The organism is Bosea vestrisii, assembly GCF_030144325.1.
Lineage (GTDB): Bacteria > Pseudomonadota > Alphaproteobacteria > Rhizobiales > Beijerinckiaceae > Allobosea > Allobosea vestrisii_A.
Window position 1 is genome coordinate 95,439 of the sequence record NZ_CP126308.1, and the last position, 22,957, is coordinate 118,395.

Annotated in this window: 20 protein-coding genes and 3 pseudogenes; 7 read left to right on the forward strand and 16 right to left on the reverse strand. The window is 60.7% G+C overall.

Going from position 1 to position 22,957, the window contains the following annotated elements:
• Positions 1-40: 40 nt before the first annotated feature.
• The 6 genes from QO058_RS29625 to QO058_RS29650 form a co-directional block, all read right to left on the reverse strand.
• Complete coding sequence (locus tag QO058_RS29625; RefSeq protein WP_284173388.1) at positions 41-1,051, reverse strand: molybdopterin-dependent oxidoreductase; 1,011 nt, start codon at positions 1,049-1,051, stop codon at positions 41-43.
• A gap of 199 nt (positions 1,052-1,250) precedes the next feature.
• Positions 1,251-2,318, reverse strand: coding sequence for a carbon-nitrogen hydrolase family protein (locus QO058_RS29630; RefSeq protein WP_284173389.1), 1,068 nt, complete (start codon positions 2,316-2,318; stop codon positions 1,251-1,253).
• Between the two features lie 531 nt (positions 2,319-2,849).
• Complete coding sequence (locus QO058_RS29635; protein ID WP_284173390.1) at positions 2,850-3,650, reverse strand: aldolase; 801 nt, start codon at positions 3,648-3,650, stop codon at positions 2,850-2,852.
• Positions 3,651-3,690: 40 nt separating this feature from the next.
• A complete protein-coding gene (locus QO058_RS29640) occupies positions 3,691-4,851 on the reverse strand; it encodes an amidohydrolase (protein WP_284173391.1) in 1,161 nt (386 codons plus the stop codon).
• 436 nt (positions 4,852-5,287) lie between these two features.
• A complete protein-coding gene (locus QO058_RS29645; protein ID WP_432212102.1) occupies positions 5,288-6,187 on the reverse strand; it encodes a LysR family transcriptional regulator in 900 nt (299 codons plus the stop codon).
• A complete protein-coding gene (locus tag QO058_RS29650) occupies positions 6,174-6,449 on the reverse strand; it encodes a hypothetical protein (RefSeq protein WP_284173393.1) in 276 nt (91 codons plus the stop codon). Before QO058_RS29650 ends, QO058_RS29645 begins: the two co-directional genes overlap by 14 nt.
• A gap of 95 nt (positions 6,450-6,544) precedes the next feature.
• Between QO058_RS29650 and QO058_RS29655 the strand changes: the two are divergent.
• A pseudogene (locus tag QO058_RS29655) lies at positions 6,545-6,761 on the forward strand (aldehyde dehydrogenase family protein); the annotation flags it as partial.
• 22 nt (positions 6,762-6,783) lie between these two features.
• Here QO058_RS29655 and QO058_RS29660 read toward each other — a convergent pair.
• On the reverse strand, positions 6,784-7,677 hold the full coding sequence (locus tag QO058_RS29660; RefSeq protein WP_284173394.1) for a LysR substrate-binding domain-containing protein: 894 nt from the start codon (positions 7,675-7,677) through the stop codon (positions 6,784-6,786).
• Between the two features lie 183 nt (positions 7,678-7,860).
• Between QO058_RS29660 and ehuB the strand changes: the two genes are divergently transcribed.
• The 5 genes from ehuB to QO058_RS29685 all read left to right on the forward strand — a co-directional run bounded on the left by ehuB (position 7,861) and on the right by QO058_RS29685 (position 12,195).
• A complete protein-coding gene (gene ehuB / locus QO058_RS29665) occupies positions 7,861-8,730 on the forward strand; it encodes an ectoine/hydroxyectoine ABC transporter substrate-binding protein EhuB (protein WP_284173395.1) in 870 nt (289 codons plus the stop codon).
• Between the two features lie 156 nt (positions 8,731-8,886).
• Entirely contained in the window at positions 8,887-9,540 is a 654-nt protein-coding gene (gene ehuC, locus QO058_RS29670) for an ectoine/hydroxyectoine ABC transporter permease subunit EhuC (protein ID WP_284173396.1), read from the forward strand.
• Entirely contained in the window at positions 9,537-10,229 is a 693-nt protein-coding gene (gene ehuD, locus QO058_RS29675) for an ectoine/hydroxyectoine ABC transporter permease subunit EhuD (protein WP_284173397.1), read from the forward strand. Before ehuC ends, ehuD begins: the two co-directional genes overlap by 4 nt.
• Positions 10,226-10,993 carry an ectoine/hydroxyectoine ABC transporter ATP-binding protein EhuA gene (ehuA, locus tag QO058_RS29680; protein ID WP_284173398.1) on the forward strand — a complete coding sequence of 256 codons (768 nt, stop codon included), beginning with the start codon at positions 10,226-10,228 and terminating at the stop codon, positions 10,991-10,993. Before ehuD ends, ehuA begins: the two co-directional genes overlap by 4 nt.
• Positions 10,994-10,998: 5 nt before the next feature.
• A complete protein-coding gene (locus QO058_RS29685) occupies positions 10,999-12,195 on the forward strand; it encodes a M24 family metallopeptidase (protein ID WP_284173399.1) in 1,197 nt (398 codons plus the stop codon).
• A 351-nt stretch (positions 12,196-12,546) separates the two neighbouring features.
• Here QO058_RS29685 and QO058_RS29690 read toward each other — a convergent pair.
• From QO058_RS29690 to QO058_RS29715, 6 genes and pseudogenes are all read right to left on the reverse strand, one after another.
• Positions 12,547-12,920 (reverse strand): annotated as a pseudogene (locus tag QO058_RS29690) (IS66 family transposase); the annotation flags it as partial.
• Positions 12,911-14,398: pseudogene (locus QO058_RS29695) on the reverse strand (malonate--CoA ligase). The pseudogenes QO058_RS29690 and QO058_RS29695, both read right to left, overlap by 10 nt.
• A gap of 28 nt (positions 14,399-14,426) precedes the next feature.
• A complete protein-coding gene (locus QO058_RS29700) occupies positions 14,427-15,692 on the reverse strand; it encodes a malonyl-CoA decarboxylase (RefSeq protein WP_284173400.1) in 1,266 nt (421 codons plus the stop codon).
• A gap of 171 nt (positions 15,693-15,863) precedes the next feature.
• A complete protein-coding gene (locus QO058_RS29705; RefSeq protein ID WP_284173401.1) occupies positions 15,864-17,003 on the reverse strand; it encodes a M24 family metallopeptidase in 1,140 nt (379 codons plus the stop codon).
• Between the two features lie 46 nt (positions 17,004-17,049).
• Entirely contained in the window at positions 17,050-18,258 is a 1,209-nt protein-coding gene (locus QO058_RS29710; protein ID WP_284173402.1) for an aminotransferase class V-fold PLP-dependent enzyme, read from the reverse strand.
• 600 nt (positions 18,259-18,858) lie between these two features.
• Entirely contained in the window at positions 18,859-19,986 is a 1,128-nt protein-coding gene (locus tag QO058_RS29715; RefSeq protein ID WP_284173467.1) for an amidohydrolase, read from the reverse strand.
• A gap of 165 nt (positions 19,987-20,151) precedes the next feature.
• Here QO058_RS29715 and QO058_RS29720 point away from each other — a divergent pair, with 165 nt between their 5' ends.
• Positions 20,152-20,616, forward strand: coding sequence for an Lrp/AsnC family transcriptional regulator (locus QO058_RS29720; RefSeq protein WP_284173403.1), 465 nt, complete (start codon positions 20,152-20,154; stop codon positions 20,614-20,616).
• 66 nt (positions 20,617-20,682) lie between these two features.
• Here QO058_RS29720 and QO058_RS29725 read toward each other — a convergent pair whose 3' ends face one another.
• Genes QO058_RS29725 through QO058_RS29735 form a run of 3 tightly spaced genes read right to left on the reverse strand, consistent with a single transcriptional unit; the run spans position 20,683 to position 22,955 of the window.
• Positions 20,683-21,777 carry an ABC transporter ATP-binding protein gene (locus QO058_RS29725; RefSeq protein WP_347976759.1) on the reverse strand — a complete coding sequence of 365 codons (1,095 nt, stop codon included), beginning with the start codon at positions 21,775-21,777 and terminating at the stop codon, positions 20,683-20,685.
• A gap of 36 nt (positions 21,778-21,813) precedes the next feature.
• A complete protein-coding gene (locus tag QO058_RS29730; protein WP_284173404.1) occupies positions 21,814-22,215 on the reverse strand; it encodes a M24 family metallopeptidase in 402 nt (133 codons plus the stop codon).
• Complete coding sequence (locus tag QO058_RS29735) at positions 22,197-22,955, reverse strand: M24 family metallopeptidase (RefSeq protein WP_284173405.1); 759 nt, start codon at positions 22,953-22,955, stop codon at positions 22,197-22,199. Before QO058_RS29735 ends, QO058_RS29730 begins: the two co-directional genes overlap by 19 nt.
• Positions 22,956-22,957 lie beyond the last annotated feature (2 nt).

Sequence of the window (22,957 nt, forward strand, 5' to 3'; positions counted from 1 at the left end):
ATTGCCAAACCGAAGGCATCGATCCGACCGACGCCGATACTTATATTACGTTGATGGTGACGGAGTGGGCAGCATATCGTACCCCATCGGGGGGCTGGCTGCGGCCGTCGTTCGCCGTAGCTCGTACGACCAGTCCGAGAGGTCCTGGCTCCGCCACAACGAGCGTCTCCTCGAAACGTCGCCAGGCGGCGCCCCGATCCGGTTCAAGTTTGGCGGGACGCCAGTTGGCACCGCCATCGACGCTGACCTCGACGCGAGACACGCCCGACTTCGCCCACGCCCACCCGGCAACGTCGAGACCATCGTCGCGATGATGGGACGATCCCGGGGCCGGTGAGGTGAAGAGCGAGCCGACGGGGATCTCCCATACTGGCTTCCGCGCCTCGGCGGGGGACTTCGCATCATTGTAATAGGTGGTCGTGAAAAGCGCATCGAGCGGCTTGTCCCGAAACTCGATCCTGTCAAGCCACTTCACCGTGTTGGTACCGTAGTAGCCGGGAACGACGAGGCGTGCAGGAAAGCCGTGCTCCATGGGCAAGGGGCTACCGTTCAGCTCGTACGCAATCAAGGCGCCGGACTCCAGAAGCCGATCGATTGTGAGGTCCTTGCCGTATCCATCGCACGGGGTCCCTTCGAATTCCCCGTGATCCATACCGAACGACCACATATGGGTCGCCCTGGGATCCAGTTCCGTCAGGTCGATCAGGGATTTGAGAGCGACTCCGGCCCATTCCACACAAGCCACCCGACGCGTGGGAACGGTCGGCTGGAGCGGATTTCCGGCGCACTGATGGACGGTCTGGACCGCCACGCGCGGCAAGCTTCGAAGTTCGGTCAGCGGGATCGAGAGTGGGCGCGAAACCATTCCTCCGATGCCCAGCGACCACGTCGACACTTCGACAGCGGGTGTTCCCATGTGGATCAGGACAAAGAGGTCGCTGGTCGCGGTGAGGCGCTCATCCATCTGATGAGGTTCCAAGGGAAGACGGCGATAGATCCCGCTCGGGCCCATTTTGGGCCGAGGATTGTGAGGTGCGATCGGCGTGCTCATGCGCGTGTCCCTTGAGCGATCGAGTGCCCGGTTTGATGGACCGTGCCGGCCGAAACGGGCCCACGGTGTTCGTGCAAGCCGATATGTCCGCCGACCTCCTCGCCAAGGGCGGCGTCCTCATCCCGACCAGCACCTCGGTGCAAGGTGCGGAAGTTCTCCAACGCGCGTGGCTCCGGTGTCGGCGCTCACCCTTTTGTGTTCAGGCGCCTTCCTCTTGAAAGGCGATCTTCCTGAAGTCTAGATCGTTCTGATCAGGCTGCCGCGCAGGCGCGGCGCTGCAGGCCGTCTCGTCATTGACAAAGCGCACGGGTCGCTGCCGGGTCCGTCGCACGGTGAGCTCGAACACATCGAAGCGGTTGTAGTATCCCACCACGTCGTGAAACTGCTTGGGCTCGATGCACCGGCCGATGTCGATTTCCGCGTAAGCGATACCCTCCTCGTCCTGCAGGGTGTCGCTAATCAGCTCGCCGGTAGGATCGATGATGAACGACGCACCGCGAGGCGTGGCGTCGAGCACTTCCGCGGTCTTCGGATCTCTATCGACGAGTTGGTCGCGCATCGATTTGTCCATGAAACCAGCAGTGGCGATGCCGAAGGCTTTGGCCTCGAACGAATGGGCGCTGGCGCGGATGCGGTTGGCCGCGACATTGTTGAAATTACCGCCGTTCGCCGGCGGCCTTGTGGGCCAGATCGGCGGCCAGCTCGACACGTGAACCTGCTCGCCCTGCGCCATGAGGGTGTACCGGGCCAGCGGATTTGTGTTCTCGCCACAGATAAGCCCGCCCAGTCGACCGATGCGCGTATCGGCAACGCGCAGCCCGTCACCATCGCCGGCGGCCCAGACCAGCTTTTCATAGAAGGTCGGAACGAGCTTTCGATGGTGGACCAGGACCGCGCCATCGTCGCCGATGATCAGATTGGAGTTCCACATGCAGCCGACGCTGGCGGGCGAGCGCTCGCTTATGCCGATCGAGACGAAGACGCCCAGTCGTCGCGCCTCGCGTCGTATCTCGGAGACCTCCGGCCCGTCGATCAGAACCGACTCCTGCGACATCCGGATAAAAAAATCATGGTTCTCGATCGGGGCCCAGATCGCCGACCAGACCGGGAATGCCGGAATATAGGTTTCCGGAAAGGCTATGAACTCCGCCCCTGCCCGCGATGCCTCCTGGATGAGCGCTATCGCCTTGCGGGTCGTCGCAGCCTTGTCGAGGAAGACGGGTGCAGCGTGGATTGCCGCAGCCTTGAAGCGTGGGAGCTGTCCCATGATGCACTCGCTGTCATGTTGCGGTCCAACGACCGACGGTCGCCGTGGCTTCGCGGGAAGCGTGGAGCGGCAGCGGTGCCTTCGCAATTCGCCGTCCGGTCGATCGCTCACCCACGCTCGATGACTGCGAATATCATCGAGGACGGTGGGCGTTGAGCGCCTATCGTTGCAAGCTCCGTTGCAACCGCGCAGGCGGCCCACATGAGCGCTCGCCCGCAGCTCTCGGCGTCTGCCGGGCACGCCGCGATGCCGATTTGCTCGTCGCGCTCGCCTGCGGGGGGTGGCTTCTCGGCAGCACCCGGTCGGCCGCGCTTCGTTCAAGCGTCGCAAAATCAACCTAGCCCGAATTCCAGATGAGGCTGAGGGTCAGGCTGGTCAAGAACGCGATCGAGGTTCGAGGAGCGGATCGGCGGTTATTCGATCGCGCGTCTCGACGTCTCCGCCGCCACTACATCGCCGACCTGTCGCTGGGCCCCGGCGAAGTGGTTCGACCGTCTGAGCGACGAGGTCCCCCGCTAGATACTCGTCGGATCAATCGCGATAGGCCGGCTCCTCGACATCGAGCTGGCGGCGGATCGAGGCGAGATGAAGCCGCGCAGACTCCGGATCACCCTCGCGCATCTGGCGGGCTGCGGCCTCAGCGATCTCTCGCTTCACCGGCAGCACCGTGCGTCCGGTCGCGAGCGCGATTGCCTGCACCTGGCAGGCGCGCTCGAGATAATAGAGGTCGTCCCAGGCCTCTGCGACGTTCGGCGCCAGCACCATGACGCCGTGGCTCTTCATGAAGACGATGTCGGCATCGCCGATCGCCGCGGCGATGCGATCGCCCTCGCTTTCGTCGAGAGCAAGGCCGTTATAGTCGCGGTCGAATGCCGTGCGGCCGTAGAACTTCAGCGCCGTCTGCCCGGCGAAGATCAGGGGCTCGCCCTCGGTCATCGAGAGCGCCGTCGCATAGGGCATGTGGGTGTGGAATGCGACCTTGGCGCGCGGCAGGTTCTTGTGGACGCGGGCGTGGATGTAGAAGGCAGTCGCCTCGGGCTGGCCCTTGCCGGAGACGACATTGCCGTGGAAGTCGCAGATCAACAGGCTCGACGCCGTCAGCTCGCGGAATGCCCAGCCGTAGGGGTTGACGATAAAGAGATCGTCATAGCCTGGGACCAGCGCCGAAAAGTGGTTGCAGATGCCCTCCTCGAAGCCGTAGCGCGCCGCCATGCGGAAAGTTGCGGCAAGGTCGCGGCGGGCTTCCCAGACGATGCCTGCATTGAGGTTCGGCTGGTTCGGACCGGGGACATGGGCCGGATTTCCAGCAACTGCCTTTATGGAGTGGGCCATCGCAATCTCCATCCGAAGCGTGAACGCAGTGAAGCAAGCCTCAGGCCGTTGGCAAGCGCCGACGAACGATCCCTGCATGGAAGTGCATGCCGGGAATTAGGCCGGCATCGTCGAAGTCATAGCGCGGGTTGTGCAGCGGCGCGCTGTCGCCATTGCCGAGGAAAGCGAAGCAGCCGGGCACGTGGTCGAGAAAACGGGCGAAGTCCTCCGACCCGGTGAAGGGGGCCGAGACGACGGAGACCTTATCCGGCCCGAGCGTCTCACGCGCGACGGCCAAGGCCTCGTCGGTCAGCGCCGCGTCGTTCACGAGCGGCACGAATTCGCGCGTATAAGTGACGGCATGCTGCAAATTATAGGCGCGGGCGATCCCCTCGGCGATGGTCCGCATCTGTCGCTCAATCTCGGCGCTGACCTCGGGCGCGAAGCTGCGGGCGTCTCCAAGGATCCTGGCCTGGCCGGGCAAAGCGTTGCGCGTGCCGTCGGTGATCAGTTCCGTCACCGAGACGACCGCAATGTCGGACGGGCTTAGGCGCCTAGAGACGATGGTCTGCAGGCTCGTGACCAGCGCACAGGCGGCGACGAGGGTTTCGTTGCCCGAATGCGGGCGGGCGGCGTGTCCCCCGATGCCCGTCAACACGATCTCAAAATTGTCTTCCGCCGACATGATTGCCCCGGGCCTGGTCTGGAAACGGCCGATGGCGAGCCCCGGCGCGTTGTGCAGCCCGTAGATCTCCTCGAACGGAAACCGCTCCATCAAGCCGTCGTCGAGCATGGCGAGCGCGCCACGCCCCCATTCCTCCGCGGGCTGGAAGATGAAGCGTACCGTGCCGTCGAAGCCGGCATCCGCGGCCAGCAGTTTCGCCGCCCCGAGTAGCATGGCCGTATGGCCGTCATGGCCGCAGGCGTGCATCACGCCGGGATTCCGGGATCGATAGGATGCCTCGCCTTGTTCCGGGATACGCAGTGCATCCATGTCGGCCCGGAGCGCGATCGCACGATTGCCGTTGCCGCGTTTCAGCGTGCCCACGATGCCGGTGCCGCCGACACCTTCTACCACCTCGTCGAGGCCAAACTCGCGCAGCTTGGCCGCGACGAAGGCGCTGGTGCGCGTCTCCTCGAAGCCGAACTCGGGATGGGCGTGAAGATCGCGCCGCCAAGCGGTTATCTCCGCCACCAGCGCGTCATGGTCCAGCGTAGTCATGGCGGATCTCCATCCTGCGTTCCAACGTCATAGGCTGTGGCTCGCGAGGGACGCCGGCAGAACGCGTCATGCCAGTCGGCGAGCCGCGGCGCCCGCCGGGGATAGCCGGCATACCACTGGATTCGAGCCAGCTGACCGAACTGGCGAACGGCGTCCGCGTCTCCAGATGGGCCGGATAAAGCGGCCGCCAACACGCGGCGAGCAAATCGAGGTCGAGCATACGAGGCCGTTTGGAATGCAACGCCGAGAGAATATTGGGACTGAGGTGAGAAACGCACTCCATTTGCCAGGCCGTTTTGCAAGTTTGTATCGAGGTGCGCGCTTGGCTTCACCGACGGCTTTCGTTAGATTCTTCGATCGGGCGATCCTTGCCGTTCTGTAGGCCGACAACACAGCCGAGGCAGGGAGACGGCGACAGGCGACCCTCAGGCGCTCGTCACAGCACCCCGGTCGACATGTCCAATGAGATTTGCTGCTTCAAGAACCGAACCACGGTCTTGATCCTTCCCGAGTACTGCAGGTCCTGGTGAACATTCAACCAGATCTCGCGCTCAGCCCGGAGACTCTCCTGGAACAGAGGGTGCAAATTCGGCGCTGTCAGCGCCGCAAACCTGGGCAATACGACGAGTCCCAAGCCCGCGGAAGCCGCATGCATTTGCGCAATCATGCTATTTGACGAAAACGAATAATTTGACAGACCAATCAGGTCGCGATGCCACCGAACGGCATCGACCACAATTAAATCGTCAATATATCCGACGAAATTATGATTGGCTAAATCAGATTCCGCCTGCGGCCGACCGAAGCGCTCGAAATAAACATCGGAGCCATACGCGTGAATGGCAAACGATCCCAATTTTTCCGAGACGAGACCTTGGCCTGGAGGCTTGAAGAAACTCAGAAACAGGTCCGCTTCTCGGCGGTTCACGTGTATAACTTGAGGCGACGTGACCAGCTCCAGCCGAAGGTCGCGAGCCTCGGCATCCAAAGCCAGCAATCGCGGTGCCAGATAGAGGGACGCGATACCTTCCATGGTGGCCAGACGGACCACTCCCGACGTGACCTCCGGAGCGACGTCGGCCCTTATGCCGATTACGGCGCTTTCGATGGTTTCGGCATGGCGAAGGACTCTTTCGCCGCTATCGGTGAGTCGAAAGCCGGTCCTGGTGCGCTCGAAGACGCTCAATCCAAGAGTGCTCTCCAAGTGCGCGATACGTCGGCTGACCGTGGAATGGTCGATGCGCAGACGCTTCGCGCTTTGCGCCAAGCTCCCTGTCCTCGCAACGTCTAGAAAGACACGCAAATCATCCCAGTCCAAGTTGTCAATTGCGCTCATCGGCCTTGGGGTTTCGGATCTGTTTCATACAAGGTTGCTCAAGGATTGACTGAATTGAACTGACTGGGCAATGGTCTGCTTGGAACAAAATGAGAACATCTGTTTGACGACGATCTGCGGGCCTATCGACTGAAGCTGTATCAAACGAAGGATCAGCGGATTGCATTGCCCGGCACGTCGGGGCCTCCGCTTGTTTTGGAACCATCTGCTGGCCGTGCAGCAGGCTCGGTACGAGGCCGAGGGCCGTTTCATCTTCTTCCATGACATGTCGAAGCTCCTGCCGGGGCTAATGAAGGATATCCCCTGGCGTTTCGAGGCGCCAAGCATGCGCTGGTACGGGTCTGCAGGATCATCCGCGCGAACGAAACCGACTACGGCATTCACTCTGTCATCTTCACCTCAAATCTGCAGGCCGCACTGTCCGCTGCGGACGAGCTCGAGGCTGCCGTCGTCATGATCAACGATTCGACCGATTATCGGCTGAATGCCATGCCCTTCCGCGGTCAAGGCCGGAAGTCTGGTTCGGGAAGGTGTACGGTTCGCGATCGAGGAAATGATGCAAACAAAGGTGCTTGCTTCAACCGATGAGAGCGTGCTCAGCGCAACTGCCGGGTATCGGCCAGCAGCCACTCGCAGAACGTACGGGCTTCTTCTCGCACGGTTCTGCGTTGGGTGGTCACGACATAATAGGACTGGTTGGCGGGCGTTTCCCCGTCGATGATGCGCACGAGGGCCCCGTCATCGATCAGGTTGTCGATTACGTTTCCCCAGGCGAGGAGAACTCCCTGGCCGGACAGGGCGGCCTGAACGAGCAGCGGATAATTGTTGAAGCTGAGTTCTGGATCGAGCTTCGAGACCGCGATGCCATTCGAAGCGAACCACCATTCCCATTCAGAATAGCGGGCGGCCGGCCCTTCGAGGTTCAGCAGGCGAGCGTGACGGAGATCCTCCGCAGTCCGCATCGGATGCCTCGCAAGGTAATCAGGACTGCAACAAGGAAAAAAGCGAACGCCCAGCAAAAACTTGGAATTAAGGTGGGGCCAGTCGCCATTCCCATACCGGATGCCGACATCGACGCGATCCTCTACAAAATCGAGCAGGGTGTCCGTAGCAATCAGTCGGAATGCGATGCTGGGATGCTGGGCTCGAAAGCTCGCGATCCGCGGCATCAGCCAAAGCGAGGCCATCGCCACCGTTGTCGTGACGACGAGTTCCGGCGGATGGCGGATGCTGGAAATAGCTTCCAGCGTCTCGCCGATCGTCCGCATGCCGGCGGAAACACCGTCGTATAATTTCTTGCCGGCTTCGGTGAGGGTAACCGCGCGGTTTCCCCTGTCGAACAGCCGTGCATTCAATCGGCTTTCCAGAGCCTTGATTTGCTTGCTGACGGCAGCCTGCGTGATCCCGAGTTCGCGCGCCGCATGGGTGAAATTGGCATGCCTGCCGGCCGCTTCGAAGCACGCCAGCGCGTTCAGTTGGACGGGAAGCAACGGGCCTCTTGTCATAACTAAGAGTTGTATCAGCCATGATAAAAAATGGAAGTATACGGCCGGAAAGCGGGAGCCTAGGTTTGACTTTGGCACCAAGGAGAGGTGCTTGCGCAACTTCTTTTCGGCACCGGCCATAATCCTGCGGCATGACAGGGTGGGTCGCGGTTCTCATAGGGGAAAAGAATGGCTTCCAATCTGCAACTCCGCTCGTTCCGGACCGCCCTCGCGGTTTTGGCCCTCCCCGTCGTCCTCGCCAACGCGCAGGCGGCCAGCCTCGATCAAATCAAATCGCAAGGGTTTATCCGCGCAGCGACCGCGAACGAGGTTCCCTACGGTTTCATGGACGCCGAAGGAAAGGCGAAGGGCATCGCTCCCGAGGTGGCCCAAGCCGTCCTCAAATCGATGGGTATTCCCGAGGTGCAATGGGTCGTGACGCCTTTTGGCTCCTTGATCCCCGGCCTCAAGGCCAACCGTTTCGACATCGTGGCGGCCGAACAGGATATTTTGCCCACTCGGTGCCAGCAGGTCCTGTTCTCCGAGCCAAACTCCAGCTACGGCGACGCCTTGCTCGTTCCCAAGGGCAATCCGAAGATGATCCACTCATACGAGGACGTCGCCAAAAGCCCGAACCTCAAGCTGGCGGTCGTCAACGGCACGAGCCATCTTGCATTTGCCGAAGCCGTTGGCGTGCCGGAAAGCCGCCTGGTCATCATCGCAAACAATGCCGATGCGCCGGCCGCCGTCACAAGTGGCCGGGCCGACGCATATGCCGCCGTCGAGGCGACCGTCGGCAGCCTTGCCAAGGCCAATCAGCGCTTGGACATCGCCCAGCCCTTCTCCGATCCGGTCATCAAAGGCAAGGCGACGCGCAGCTTTGGCGGCTTTGCATTCTCGCAAGGATCGGAAGAGCTCGTGGCGGCCTTCAACAAGGTCTTGGGCGAGTTCAAGAAGACCGACGACTATAAGAAGATCCTCGCGAACCACGGCGTCACCGAAGGCAGCATCGCGGCTTCGCTGGCCAAGTCGACAGCTGACCTCTGCGCCGGAAAGTGACTTAGCGCGCCCGTCCCCGACCAACGGGACATCGCAGCCCATCGAGCCATTCACAACGCGTCGGTGCCACTCAGGAGATCGCTTCCCCGTGGCATCGCACAAAAATTAAAGGGCGCGTGTAGTGCACGCTCACCGTCCCGATTGTGGGCAACCATCATGGATTTGTCAGTTCACCTACCCAACCTGCTAGGGGCCGCGGCGACCAGCTTGCTGATCTGCTCCCTGTCATTGCTGATGGCGGCCAGTTTGTCATTCGGCGCAGGGGTCGCACTTTTTGCCGGACCAGCTTGGCTAAGAGCGACAGCATTCGCGTATGTCGAAATCTTCCGCGGCACATCCCTTCTGGTCCAACTCTTCTGGCTCTACTTCGCCTTGCCGCTGCTCGGCATTTCGCTGCCGCCTTTCCTGACGGGTGTTCTGGCACTGGGCCTCAACACCGGCGCGTATGGCGCCGAGGTCGTACGCGGGGCTCTCCGATCGGTAAGTCAGCAGCAGCACGAAGCCGCCAGAGCACTCAACTTCACGCGCAGCCAAACGCTTTGGCGGATCGTCCTGCCGCAGTCAGTCGTCGAAATGCTGCCATCGTTCTCCAGCCTAGCCGTCCAAAACTTCAAGGATACGTCGTTGCTATCCATGATCACGATCGCCGATTTGACGTTCAAGGCCCAGGAGATCCGGAATCTGACGCAGGATACGGTGGCCGTCTACGGCACCGCGCTGCTGATCTATTTCGCCATGGCGATGTTGATCGTCGCACTGATGCGCATTCTCGAGACTCGCGTCGCGCGCTCCACCGGGAGGCTCTCATGATCCTCGGCCACGAGCTCGATCTGTCCTCGTCGGCCGCTTTCGCGTGGTCGATCTTGCCGATCCTCCTGATTGGCCTTCGAATGACTTTGCTCGCCATGTTCGCGGGCTTCGTCATCGCGGTCGTCGTCGGGATGATATTCGCGTTGTTGCGCCGTTCACGGCGGAAGATCGTGACTTGGCCGGTCGGTTTCGCCGTCGAATTCCTGCGCAACACGCCGTTGTTAATGCAGCTGTTCTTTCTGTATTTCGTGCTTCCGGAGTTCGGTGTAACCCTGCCCGCATTCTGGACCGGCACTACGGTGCTGGGACTGCAGTACGCAGCCTATGTGAGCGAAGTTTACCGCGCCGGTCTCGATGCGCTTCCCAAAGGTCAATGGGAAGCAGCGACGGCGCTCAATCTCTCGAAAACGCGGACATATCGAACCGTCGTTCTTCCGCAGATGATCCCGCGGGTCCTGCCGGCGCTCGGCAACTATCTGATCTCGATGATGAAGGACACGCCGGTGCTTTCGACCATCACCGTCGTTGAGATGTTGAACCTGGCCAACCGCATTGGGGATCGGACTTTCGAGTATCTCGTCCCGCTTTCCATGGTTGGCGCCATCTTTTTCGTCCTCACCTGCGTTTGTTCGGCGCTGTTGCGCGGCTTGGAACGCTTCGTTCCGCAGAAGGGAATTGCGCTGCGATGAGCGCCTCCATTGAATTCAACCAGGTCCACAAGCGGTATGGTGCCCATCCCGTCCTTCGCGATTTCGATCTCAAGGTTCAGGCTGGAGAGAAAGTGACGCTCATCGGGCCAAGCGGGTCTGGCAAATCCACTGTGCTGCGGATTTTGATGACGCTCGAGCCGTTTCAAGAGGGGCGCCTGACGCTCGATGGCATGAGCTATCATCAGCCTCAAGGAAAGCCGCCATTCTTTGCGACTGACGTGCATCTTCACAAGGTGCGGGCCAAGGTCGGCATGGTGTTTCAAAGTTTTAACTTGTTCCCGCACATGACGGTTCTGCGGAACTTGGTGGAGGCGCCGACGGCAGTCCTGGGTTTGAGCCGGGACGAAGCTGAAGGACGGGCCGTCGAACTGCTCCGCATGGTCGGCCTTTCCGACAAGGCCAAGGCCTATCCGGGGCAACTGTCGGGCGGCCAGCAGCAGCGTGTGGCCATTGCCCGGGCTTTGGCGATGCGCCCGCAGGTGCTTCTGTTCGACGAACCCACCTCGGCGCTCGATCCGGAACTCGTGGGCGAAGTGTTGAGCGTCATTCGCTCCCTGGCTCACGAGCATGATCTGACCATGCTCATGGTCACTCACGAAATGCGGTTCGCCCGTGAAATCTCCGACCGGGTCTGCTTTTTCGAGGGCGGACGCATCGTGGAGCAGGGAAAGCCCGATCAGATTTTCAACGCGCCCGAGCAGGATCGCACCAAACGCTTCCTGTCGTCGGTGTTAAACGGATGACCATCTTGGCTAGCTCCCCCCTACGTGCCCGCAGCATCGGCGAAATCGCTCTCTTCGCCCGTGCCGAGTTCGAAAAGCGCATCGAGGACGCGCGGTCGGCGATGACCCGTTATAGGCTCGACGCGATCGTGCTGACCTCGGAAGCCAACATCGAATATCTGGCTGGATTCGAGACGCAGTTCGCTTGGAACACGCCCTCACGCCCCTGGTACTTCGTGGTGCCTCGCGCGGTGTCGCCCATCGCCATCATCCCCGAGATTGGCGAAACAAATTGGCTGCTCACCTCCTGGTGTCAAAACATCGTAACCTGGCCGTCGCCCCGGCCGCATGACGAAGGTATCAGCATCCTGACGCAGCATCTGGGTCAGGTCGGTCGGTCTTATGGACGAATTGGCTTTGAGATCGGCCCCGAGTCGCGGATCGGCATGCCGGTTAGCGATGTTTTCAGGCTGCAAGCCGCCATCGGTGGCGAGATGGTCGATTGCACGTTGCTAATGGCCGAGCTGCGCGTGCTCAAGTCGGCAGCTGAAATTTCGCGCATCCGCCACATCTGCCAGATCGCCGGCCAGACCTTCGGCGATCTGCCGTCTTTCGTGAACGTTGGCGACAGCGAGCGGGAGATCTGCCGAAACTTCGCGGCGGACCTGCTGCTCAAGGGTGCAGACAAGGCGCCCTACACCTCCATTGGTTCCGGCCAGGGCGGGTATAATAGCATTATCATGGGTCCAACCGACCGAAGGGTGGCGGTGGGCGATGTCCTGATGCTCGATACCGGAGCGAGGTACGGCGGCTACTTCTGCGATTTCGACCGCAACTTCTCGTTCGGTAGGCCGACGGACGAGGTCCTACGGGTCAATGAGGCGTTGTGGCTCGCCACTGAAGCAGGCATCCAGGCAGCTCGGCCCGGACGAACTGCAGCCGACGTGTTTACGGCGCAAGCGACCGTCTTGAGCCGATATGGCTTCGATGTCGGAAACGTCGGGCGCTTTGGGCATGGGCTCGGCAAGGTGCTGACGGAGCCCCCGTCGAATGCGCCGTCGGACAAGACCATTCTGAAACCGGGAATGGTTCTGACGATCGAGCCTTCCGCCATGTTCGGGGACGGCCGCATCATGGCTCACGAGGAAGATCTTGTCATAACGGAAGACGCCGCGGATTTGCTGACGCCGCGGGCGGATCGCGAAATCGTCGTCATCGCTTGATCGAAGTGGAACGAACAAAAAAGGGCCGCCGTCAGTGTGACGCGGCCCAAGTTACACCGTAGGCCGCCAGCCAATAGTGTGGGGAACGGCAGGGAAGTGAGGGGAGTGGCTCTACTGCCCTGAGATCGCGAATAACTTGATCGCCAAATTTACCCGATGCCGCAATATCACGAACTACTTTTCATGAATCGAACGGTTGCGGGCCGCCTGCGTCCACGTTCCGCTGACGCCTGCGGTCGCTTCTGAAACAAAAAATCGGGACGGGCCCCTCTCCGATGCCGTAGGGGTGGACACGCTCCATCGTGCCGCAGCCGGGCTATCCGTCTAAACTATGCTGATTTTTAGCGGACACAGCCCACCCCGGCATGAGAGCGCGTAGCGGATCGCCTCTGCGAGTTTCGTCTTCTGGCTGATCAGGGCGAGCTTCTCCGCTTCTCCCGCAGCCAGGTTTCCATCGCCTCAAGGACGGCTGACTCTTGTCCTGGCGGATTGTGTGGCGCTCATCAGCACCGTGGCCACGAATCGCGGCTTCGATGCGATAGAGTTCCGCGATACGCTGCAAGGCCTCGCTGGCGATCGGCGCGGGGCCGGCCTGGGCGAGTTCGTAGTAGTCGCCGCACATGGGACCAACACTGGGCCGGGTGAACGTCGCCGCGCTCGGCCAGCACCTTGTAGCCACTATAGCCGTCAACCTGAAGGATGCCCTTGAAGCCGCCTATTTGCGCTGCTTCGCATAGATGTCCTTGTACTGCTCGCGCAGCAGGTTCTTCTGAACCTTGCCCATGGTGTTGCGCGGCAGGTCGGCCACGACGAACACCTGCTTGGGCTGCTTGAACTTGGCGAGCCGCTGCTCCAACGCCGCGGCAATGGCTTTCGCGGTGATGTCGGCGCCCGGTTTGGCAACGACCAACGCGGTAACGCCTTCGCCGAAATCGGGGTGCGGGCAGCCGATCACGGCACTCTCGACCACGCCTGGCATCTCGTCGATCTCGGCCTCGACCTCCTTGGGATAGACGTTGTAGCCGCCCGTGATGATGAGGTCTTTGCCGCGTCCGACGATGTGGACGTAGCCATTGGCATCGATCTTGCCGAGGTCGCCGGTGATGAAGAAGCCGTCTTCGCGGAATTCGGCCTTGGTCTTCTCGGGATTGCGCCAATAGCCCTTGAAGACGTTTGGGCCCTTCACCTCGATCATGCCGATCTCCTCGGCTGCGACCGCCTTGTCCGTCTCGGGCTCGACCACGCGGACCATCACCCCCGGCAGGGGGAGGCCGACCGTGCCGGCGACGCGCTCCCCCTTCGAACGGGTTCGAGGTGTTCATATTGGTCTCTGTCATGCCATAGCGTTCCAGAATGGCGTGGTCGGTGCGCTCTCGCCATTCGCGATGCGTCTCGGCCAAGAGCGGCGCCGACCCAGACACGAAGAGACGCATATGCGCGGTCGTCTCCCTGCTCAGACGGGCATCTTGCAGGAGCCGGACATAGAAGGTCGGCACACCCATCATGCAAGTCGCCTCCGGCAGGTATTTGAAGACCATGCCGGGGTCGAACTTCGGCAGCAGGATCATCGCCGCACCGGCGAAGAGTATGACGTTCGTCGCGACGAAGAGGCCGTGCGTGTGGAAAATCGGCAGTGCGTGCAGGAGGACATCGTCCTTGCTGAAGCGCCAGCAATCGACGAGCGCCAGCGCATTGGAGGCGAGGTTGTCATGGCTCAGCATCGCCCCCTTCGAGCGGCCGGTCGTGCCGGAAGTGTAGAGGATCGCGGCGAGATCGTCGGGCCCCCGCGGTACATCCGCGAAGCTCGCGGTGGCGGCATCCGCTTTGTAGACCAGGCTACCCCCCGGTCGGAATCCAGGGTCTCCAGCTTGGCGCTCGCCTTCTCGGCGTAGGGAAGCAATGCCACGGCACGCGCGGGATCGCAGACGAAGACGGCCGGCTCGGCATCCCCGAGGAAGTATTCGATCTCGGCGGGGGTATAGGCGGTGTTGAGCGGCAGGAAGACGCCGCCGGCCCGCACCGTGCCTAGATAGAGCATCAGCGCGTCGAAGCTCTTCTCGACCTGGACGGCGACGCGGTCGCCCGGCTTCACCCCCAACCCGACCAGCGCGCTCGCAAAGCGGCCCGACTCGTCCAAGACATCACCGTAGGTCCAACGCGAGCCGTCGCCGAGCAGCGCGAATGGCGCCTCCATGCCAGGCATGCGCGAGCGGACAAGATCGAAGAAGTGATTACCCATGGTCTCGATCCTTTTGACCGCTGGCGTTGCCCGACGTCCGGAGGAGCTTGCGCACGCCGGACGAGGCCACTACCGTGTTGCGAGTGGCGAAGGCCTCGTGGTTGGCCTCGATATCGTCGAGGTCGTAGCGGTAGTTGACCATCACCCCATGGGACTCGCGCAGCCCCCGCGCCGAGAGGTTGCCGCCGACATTGATTCGCTCCAGCCGCGCGCCATTGCCAAGGTGGAAGCGCGCGACCGGATCGATGACACGGCCGGAAGCCGTGCGCGCCCGGAGCATGTATTCGGCCGTCATCTGGTCGAGGAGCTTGTCGCGGCGGGCCTTAGTGGCATCGTCGAGCGAGATCGTCTCGCCGGCCGGGCGGGCGAGCTCGGCGCGTTCCCCGGCTGTCAGCGCGAGATCGCCGGGTTCGGCCGCGGTGCTGGCAAGCCACCGCGCGAAACCCGGCACCGGCGAGAGCGTGACGAAGGTGTCGAGCCCCGGCAATTCGCGCTTCAGGTCCTCGGCCACCTGCTTGATCAGGAAATTGCCGAAGGAGATGCCGCGCAACCCCTCCTGGCAGTTCGAGATCGAATAGAACACCGCCGTCGTCGCCTCCTGCGCCGGCAGCACCTTGCGCTCGGAGCTCAGGACCTCGCCAATGCTGCGCGGGATGTCGCTGGTCAACGCGACCTCGACGAAGATCAGGGGGTCGTCGACGAGCTGGGGATGGAAAAATGCGAAGCAGCGCCGATCCACCGGCTCCAGGCGCCGCCGGAGATCGTCCCAGCCCTGGATCTCGTGGACCGCCTCGTAGCGGATGATCTTCTCCAGCACATTCGCCGGCGAGCGCCAGTCGATGCGACGGAGCACGAGGAAGCCGCGATTGAACCAGGATCCGAAGAGATGGCGGAAATCGTCGTCGATCGCTTTGAGATCGCTTTGAGTCTCGATCGCCTCGAACAACGCCTGGCGCATCCGCACCAGCACGGGCGTGCCATCGGGCGCAAGGTTGAGGCGACGCAGCAGCTCCTGTCGGCGTGGCTCGGCGGCATGGTGCAGCGCCGAGATGGCGGCAGCATGGGGTTTCGTGCGATAGGTCTCGATCGCGTTGTCCAGAAGCACATGGTCCGGGCCAAAGCGCTCCTGGAGAAGATTGAAGAAGGCGAGCCGGCCGGGCTTGTCGAGCCGCTCCCAGAGATTGAGCACCGCCTGCGCCAGGGCCATGCCGGAGGCCTCGCCCCGGCCGGAGAGCAGATCCTCGCATAGTCGATCCATGGGACGACTGCGTTGACCAACATCCCGTTCGAAACCAATTAGGGCGCGCCCTCGATCGGTGACGCTTGTCAGAAGTTCGCTGAGAAACGAGATGTCCATGCGAGCTCGCGAGGTCCCTGGGATCAGACGTTCGAGCGACGTGGCCTATCGAAGGCGCCGCTCCAGTCCGTGCTATTTGGCCTCGAAGATCACCCGCGGGGTTTGCGTGAGCCGCTCGCCACCACCGTCGGTGACGAGCACCGTTTCACTCACAGCCAGCCCGCCCGCCGAGGCGTACATGTGGAACACCATGTCCCTCTCGATGGGCCACGAGGCTTTCGGCGAGAAATTTCGATGCAAATCGCTCAGGCGCTGTGACGCGGAGGAGTTGTATCCCAACGTATAGCCCGTGATGTTGTCGTAGCTAGGCCGCAAGTTTTTTTGCAGTGCCCCGACGCGCATGATGGCATCGACATCGCTTGCAAGGGCTCCGGGCTTCATTGCCGCCAGCTGCTGGTCCTGAAGCTCGCACAGTTGGGCAAAAATGCCCTTTTGTTCGTCGGTGGCCGCACCGACGACCACGGATCGCATAATTCGCACGGTGTAGTTTTTGAACCGTGGCAGGAGCTCGATGTGTACGACCTGACCGTCTCCAAGTGGCTCATCGGTCATGAACCCGTGCAGTGAATCCCAACCGGTGCTCGCGGTGATGTGCCCGATGAAACCGTCGTCGAAGCCGAGCCGATAATAGGCCGCCGCCGCGATCGCGGCGATCTCTCTTTGCTTGATACCAGGACGGATTGCAGCGACGACCTCTCTCACCACCTCATCGAGAATTTGCGAGCCTCTGCGCATATGGGCAATCTCGTGCGCCGACTTGATCCTCCGCAGATCCCACGTCGACCGCTCCAGATCCACGAACCCGGCATCCGAAAGCTTGTGCTTGAGAGCCAGCACACGCGCTTGTGTCATCGAGTTCGACTGGAACTCGATCCCGATACGGACCTTGCCGTTCTCGCCCGCCGGAAAGTGCTTCATCAAAACCTCGATAGGGTCCTCCCAGTCGAGAAAGGTCACGATCCGATCAATCCAGGTCCGATGTCGCGCGGGAGCCGCATCAAGGCTTCTCAGCAAGAGAAACGGCTGCCCGCTGTCGGGCACGATTACGGCGCGCCACAAATTCTCGGTGGTGACGTAGCCAGACAACCAACCCATGGTCTCGGGCTCGTCCAAGATGGCCCAATCAACGTTTCGAGCCCGCAAGACTTCCTGGACGCGCCGAAGCCGATCATGGAAATCCTCCAGCGGAAAAGGAGATGCGAACTGTACCATGCAAAAGGTCCTCGGCTCAGATTGGGGTGTGGTTGGCGCCGGCGAGTCAGCTCGCTCGCGACTTGGCGACGGTGCGGATGGCGGACGCCACGCGCTCGATCTCCTCACCGGAGTTGTAATAGTGCGGGGAAACTCGAACGACAGGCGGCAGCTGCCGGGCGGCTGCATCGATGGGTGTGCTGGTGGGCGGCGACACCGACACGTTGATCCCCATCGCAGTGAGCCGCCGCATGACTTCCGCGGCCTCCACTCCATCGACTGTCAGCGACAGGATTGCGGCCCGACGCCGACCAAGATCGTGCAAGCGAACGCCCTTGATCTCCACCAGTTCGCTCCGCAACGTGTTGGTCAGCTCCGCGCAACGCGCCTCGATTGCCTGCAACCCGACCGCCAGGGCGTACTTGACGGCCGCGTTTAAGCCCATGCGGGTCGAATAATTTGTCTCCCACGTCTCGAAACGCCTGGCGTCGGGCCTCAACTCGTAGGTACGCGGCCCGGTCATCGTCGCACCGAAGAGGTCGAGCATGGCCGGTTCCGTGCGGTCGAGGACCGCCTTGCGCATGTAAAGAAATCCCGTACCCCGCGGCGCGCGGAGATATTTCCGACCGGTGGCCGTGAGCATGTCACAATTGAGAGCTTCCACGTCGATCGGCATCTGCCCGACGGCTTGGCAAGCATCGAGGAGGAAGGGAATTCCGTACTTGCGGGCAATCCTGCCGACTTCCTCCGCGGGGTTGACCAGCCCCCCGTTGGTGGGAATCCAGGTGACCGCTATCAGCCGAACCCTCTCGTCGAGCATGGCTTCAAGCGCCGACGGGTCGAGCGCGCCTGCTTCATCGTTTGGCACGACCTCGATCGAGGCCCCCGTGCGCGCGGCAACTTGCAAGAACGCGATGAAGTTGGCCGCAAATTCGGCATTGGCGGTGAGAATCCGGTCGCCTGCCCGAAACTGCATCGAATAGAATGCGCGCTGCCAGGCTATGGTCGCGTTCTCGGCAATCGAGATCTCATCAGGACGAGCGCCGATCAAGCGCGCGACCGAGCCGTATACCGCGTTAAGGTCATCATAATGCTCGGCGGCGGCCTCATAGCCGCCGATCTCAGACTCCCGAACAAGATAGTTCTGCACGGCCGCCAAAACCGGCTTTGCTATGAGCGCAGCGCCTGCGTTGTTGAAATGAGCTCGATGCGCTACGCCCGGCGTGTCGGCCCTGAGAGCATCAATATCCAGAACTGTTTCAGCAACGTCGGTCATTATTTTTCGAGATCTCCGCGTGCGGGCGTCCACCGGTCGTGAAGTTTCGTCTGACAAAGGCGCCGAACGCAGGCAATTGGCATTTTTGCACGTATCATTGCGTACACCGGTGCGCCCTCGCCTCGGTCACGCCCTGTCCGATCGCATTATTCCCATACCCACGGGCTAGCCTACGGTGATGAAAGCCTCCCCGCGCGGAGCAGACGTCAGAAAGGGGGGCCCGACGCGGGCTGGAGCGCCTTTTCGCCCAAGCAGAACCCCGCCTCCCTCGTTTACTTCAGAGGGTCTCGCCAGGTCGCAACCTCGCTGGCTCCGAGCGGCTGCTTCGGGTCGGTAGCCACGCCATCTCTCAAGTTCGTGCCATGGCTCATTCAGAAGCTCCCTCAGCAACAAACTATCGAAATCCGCTGAAACTGGCGCTGAATTTAGTCAGGTTTCGTGCAATTTTGTTTCAGTGGACGCACGAGTATTCGATCAACGCACAAAGAGCCTGAAATCGGGCTTGCAGACCAATATGTTTCACCGTGAGCCGGGAGGCCCGTCAGCGGCCCCGCCGAAATGCCGAAACCGGCGTGGCGTGGCACGTTTCCCCGGCTTGACTCATGACTGCGCGGCCAGACGCCTCCGAGCGATCGCAGCATGAACATTGGCACCGTGCAGAAGGCCCCCGTCGTCAAAGTCGAACTTGGGATTGTGCGCAGAAGCGCTGTCTCCATTCCCAATGCGAGCGAACACTCCCGGAACATGCTCCAGGAAACGGGCAAAATCTTCAGAGCCCGTTCCCGGCACCGTAGAGAGTTTTACTTTGTCGGTTCCAAGAACGCTCCCGGCAGCTGCCAGCATTTCATCGACGAGAGCGGCGTCGTTTACGACGGGCACGAACTCGCGCAAATATGAGATCTCGGCCGACAGGCCGTATGTTTGAGCCGTGCCCTTCGCGATCTCGAGCATGTGCTTTTCAATCTCAAGGCTCACTTCCGGCACAAAACTGCGAACATCCCCCAAGATGCGCGCCTGCCCAGGCAGCACATTCCGAGTGCCATCGGTTATGACTTCGGTAATCGAGACGACCGCCGTCTCGTTAGGGCGAAGCCTCCGCGAGACGATCGTCTGCAGGCTGCAGATGAGGCTCCCCACCGCCACCATCACTTCGCGCCCTGACTGAGGCCTCGACGAATGTCCGCCGACACCCTTCAGCGTGATCTCGAAATTGTCCTCTGCGGAAGTGACCGCGCCAATGCCCGCCTGTAGCTGCCCCACTGGCATCCCCGCAGCATTGTGCAATCCATAGATTTCATCGAACGGGAAGCGCTCCATCAGCCCATCGGCGAGCATTGCGAGCGCACCCTTGCCCCATTCCTCCGCAGGCTGAAAAACAAACCGGACCGTCCCGTCGAAACCCCCTTCCGCCGCGAGCAATTTCGCGGCTCCGAGCAACATTGTCGTATGCCCATCATGCCCGCAAGCATGCATCAGACCCGGCTTTTTTGACTGATAGGAAAGGTTCGTATCCTCGAGGATGCGAAGCGCATCCATATCCGCACGAAGGGCTACAGCACGGTTTCCTGTGCCTCGCTTGAGGGTACCGACGACTCCGGTGCCGCCTATGCCCTCGGCAACCTCGTCCAGACCAAATTCGCGCAGTTTCGAAGCCACGAAGGCAGCTGTCCGATGCTCCTCAAAGCCAAACTCTGGATTGGCGTGCAGGTCGTGCCGCCAAGTCGTCATCTCGCGCTCAAGTTCCAAATAATCGAGCTTGCTGTCGTTACTCACGAAACCCTCTCAAATTCTGGAAGTCGTACTCGGCCGGATATCCGCTAAACGTTATTGCAATCCGCCAGAGAAAGGCGCTCTATTTGAGAACTCTGGATGCACATTTGTAACGCGTGGACCATGAATCCAAATCTCGACAGCTTTGATCGCGCGATCCTCGAAATTCTCCAGAAGGACAATCAGACGCCCCAGCGAACGATCGGCGAGCGCGTCAACCTCTCCGCAGCCGCCGTCCAGCGACGCATCAAGCGCATGGAAGAGGGCGGGGTGATCTCCAGAAACATTGCCGTTGTCGAGCCCACGGCCGTGGGGAAACCGATCACATTGTTCGTGGAAGTCGAGCTCGATAGCGAAACGATACGCCATGTCGACGAAGCGAAACGGCAATTTATCGAGTGCCCGTTTGTGCAACAATGTTACTACGTCACCGGAGATGTCGAATTTATCCTCGTGATAGTCATATCGACAATGTCAGCCTACGAGGATTTGACGAGACAGCTATTCTTCAACAACACGAACGTAAAAAAATTTAAAACGTTTGTAGCGATGGATCGTGTAAAGGTTGGTTTGACGGTCGCGATCTAGCTTAAATCTTGTATTTTGAAATAGTCATGGCCTTGCTGCGACGAGAAGAGGGCCTCGCGACCTTAGCTAGGCTACGAAATAACGCGACTTCTTCATGTCAGGTACCAAATGTATCTCCGATCCGTGTTCTATTCCCGAACACAACTCGTTGCTCGGCAAACGTACTTTCAATTCACCGAGTTCAGTCCCGACAAGCAAAGTCGTTGTCTCACCTGCATACGCTTTCTCCAGCAAATTGGCCTTGAGCCCCTGCCTGGTGGTCGAAACTGAAAAGTGCTCCGGTCGCACGCCCAGTCTGCTTTTTCCCCCGGCGATTGTTGATTTCGCAGTGGGAACGGATTGACCTTGCTCAAAGCCGGGAAATGTCACGATCGCGCTTCCATTGGCAATCTCTTTGGCAGCGACATCGATGAAATTGGTCTCTCCGATGAAGTCGGCCACAAAATCAGTGGCCGGCCGCTCGTACAGACATGTCGGGTCACCGATCTGCTCGATCCTGCCTCCCCGCATGACCGCGACGCGGTCAGCCATCGAGAGCGCTTCTTCTTGATCATGAGTGACAAAGATGATCGTGCAACCGATGGTTCGATGAAGTCGTTTAATTTCGAGCTGAAGCTGCTGTCTGAGCTTTCTGTCCAGCGCGCCGAGCGGTTCATCCATTAGCAGAACCGATGGCTTGAATACGATAGCGCGTGCCACCGCAATGCGCTGCTGCTGGCCGCCGGAAAGTTGAGCGGGATACCGTGCTCCATAAGCGCCGAGGTCTACGAGTTCCAGAACGCTCTCGACCTCATCGGCGATGACCTTTTGCTTCCACCCACGACGCCGCAGCGGATAGGCAATGTTCTCCGCCACGGTGAGGTGTGGGAACAGTGCATAGCGCTGAAAAACCATTCCAATTCCGCGCTTATGCGGCGGCTTGTTGGTCACCACCTCCGAGCCGATGCGAATTTCACCGGCGGAAGGAATATTGAAGCCAGCGATGTTCATGAGGATCGTGGACTTTCCTGATCCACTCGGCCCCAACAGCGCGAGGAACTCGCCTTCGGCGACATCGAGCGTCACGTTATCGAGTGCCACCATGGAGCCATAGCGCATGGTGAGGTTCGATACAGACACCGAAGCGCCTTGAATGGTCAAATCCGCCGATGGAGACTTCACGAGCACAACCCTTTTGCGAGCATCACTGTTCTTTACTTACGCCGCGACGCTGAATAGCTTTCGTTCACATTGGGTCAGGCGTTCGACCCCGCCCGATCGGACCACTACAGCCTCGCTAATGGCCAAGCCTTCGGCAGACAGGTACATGTGGAGGACCATCCCCTCCTTGAGCTTCCACGTCTCAGCCGGCGTGAATTTATGAACGAACTCGCTGCCCTTCTGAGTGGAAGAAGGATAGCAGCCCAGGGTGTATCCGGTGATGTTGTCGTAACTCGGACGAAGGCCGGCGGCGAGGATCGGCTCGCGAGCCAAAGCATCGATATCCCCGGCCACAGCTCCCGGAATCATTGCCGCGAACTGGCGATCCTGGATTTTGATCAACTGATCCATGACATCGAGCTGCTCCTTGGTCGGCTCGCCTACGACGACCGATCGCATGATCCGCGAGCTATAACAGCAGACCCGGGGGTCAGTTCGATATGGACGATGCTTCCTTTCTCGATGGGATGAGTATGCTCATTCCCGTGTAGCGCGCCCCAACCGATCCCAGTCGTGATCGGTCCCACGCGGCCCGGATCGGCGCCCATCTCGAGATACGTGTTCGCGGCAGCCTTCACGACATCGCGCTGACGCCCTCCTACCTTGATGGCTGCAACGCCTCGTAGCACCGCCTCATCGCAGATTTGCGCTGCGCGACGAAGATACTCGATCTCCGCCGGCGACTTAACGGCCCTCAGCTCCCAAATGCGAATGCCGATGTCCTTGAATCGAGCGTCAGGGAGCTCGCGCTTCAGATCCGCGAGCCGCCGAACAGACATCGACGACGAGTCGAATTCGACGCCGATATCCACCTTGTCGAATCCGCGCTTGCGGAGTTCCTCAGCAAGTACCGAGACGGGATCATCCCAATCCTTGAAGCCAACGATCTCGGAGAATGGCGACCGTTCGATCGCCGGCACGAGATCAAGACTCCGCACGATGAGGAAGGGCTCCCCCTCCCGCGGGACGACCGCGCACCGCCACATCGTCTGTGAAATGCCGAAACCGGACACCCACTGCATGGATTCCAATTCGTCCAGGACGAGAACCTGCAGATCCAAGTCGGCCATAATCCCGCGCACTGCAGACAAACGCTGCGCGAACTCTTCCTTGGAAAATTCGAGATCGATATGTTGCATGA

What these genes read in the sequence shown, in the direction of transcription:
- QO058_RS29645 (WP_432212102.1), bottom strand. Translation starts at nt 6,187, where the DNA reads ATGAGCGCAATTGACAACTTGGACTGGGATGATTTGCGTGTCTTTCTA.
- ehuC (WP_284173396.1), top strand. Translation starts at nt 8,887, where the DNA reads ATGGATTTGTCAGTTCACCTACCCAACCTGCTAGGGGCCGCGGCGACC.
- ehuA (WP_284173398.1), top strand. Translation starts at nt 10,226, where the DNA reads ATGAGCGCCTCCATTGAATTCAACCAGGTCCACAAGCGGTATGGTGCC.
- QO058_RS29635 (WP_284173390.1), bottom strand. Translation starts at nt 3,650, where the DNA reads ATGGCCCACTCCATAAAGGCAGTTGCTGGAAATCCGGCCCATGTCCCC.
- ehuB (WP_284173395.1), top strand. Translation starts at nt 7,861, where the DNA reads ATGGCTTCCAATCTGCAACTCCGCTCGTTCCGGACCGCCCTCGCGGTT.
- QO058_RS29705 (WP_284173401.1), bottom strand. Translation starts at nt 17,003, where the DNA reads ATGGTACAGTTCGCATCTCCTTTTCCGCTGGAGGATTTCCATGATCGG.
- ehuD (WP_284173397.1), top strand. Translation starts at nt 9,537, where the DNA reads ATGATCCTCGGCCACGAGCTCGATCTGTCCTCGTCGGCCGCTTTCGCG.
- QO058_RS29700 (WP_284173400.1), bottom strand. Translation starts at nt 15,692, where the DNA reads ATGGATCGACTATGCGAGGATCTGCTCTCCGGCCGGGGCGAGGCCTCC.
- QO058_RS29710 (WP_284173402.1), bottom strand. Translation starts at nt 18,258, where the DNA reads ATGACCGACGTTGCTGAAACAGTTCTGGATATTGATGCTCTCAGGGCC.
- QO058_RS29630 (WP_284173389.1), bottom strand. Translation starts at nt 2,318, where the DNA reads ATGGGACAGCTCCCACGCTTCAAGGCTGCGGCAATCCACGCTGCACCC.
- QO058_RS29720 (WP_284173403.1), top strand. Translation starts at nt 20,152, where the DNA reads ATGAATCCAAATCTCGACAGCTTTGATCGCGCGATCCTCGAAATTCTC.
- QO058_RS29625 (WP_284173388.1), bottom strand. Translation starts at nt 1,051, where the DNA reads ATGAGCACGCCGATCGCACCTCACAATCCTCGGCCCAAAATGGGCCCG.
- QO058_RS29650 (WP_284173393.1), bottom strand. Translation starts at nt 6,449, where the DNA reads ATGGAAGAAGATGAAACGGCCCTCGGCCTCGTACCGAGCCTGCTGCAC.
- QO058_RS29715 (WP_284173467.1), bottom strand. Translation starts at nt 19,986, where the DNA reads ATGACGACTTGGCGGCACGACCTGCACGCCAATCCAGAGTTTGGCTTT.
- QO058_RS29640 (WP_284173391.1), bottom strand. Translation starts at nt 4,851, where the DNA reads ATGACTACGCTGGACCATGACGCGCTGGTGGCGGAGATAACCGCTTGG.
- QO058_RS29735 (WP_284173405.1), bottom strand. Translation starts at nt 22,955, where the DNA reads ATGCAACATATCGATCTCGAATTTTCCAAGGAAGAGTTCGCGCAGCGT.
- QO058_RS29730 (WP_284173404.1), bottom strand. Translation starts at nt 22,215, where the DNA reads ATGCGATCGGTCGTCGTAGGCGAGCCGACCAAGGAGCAGCTCGATGTC.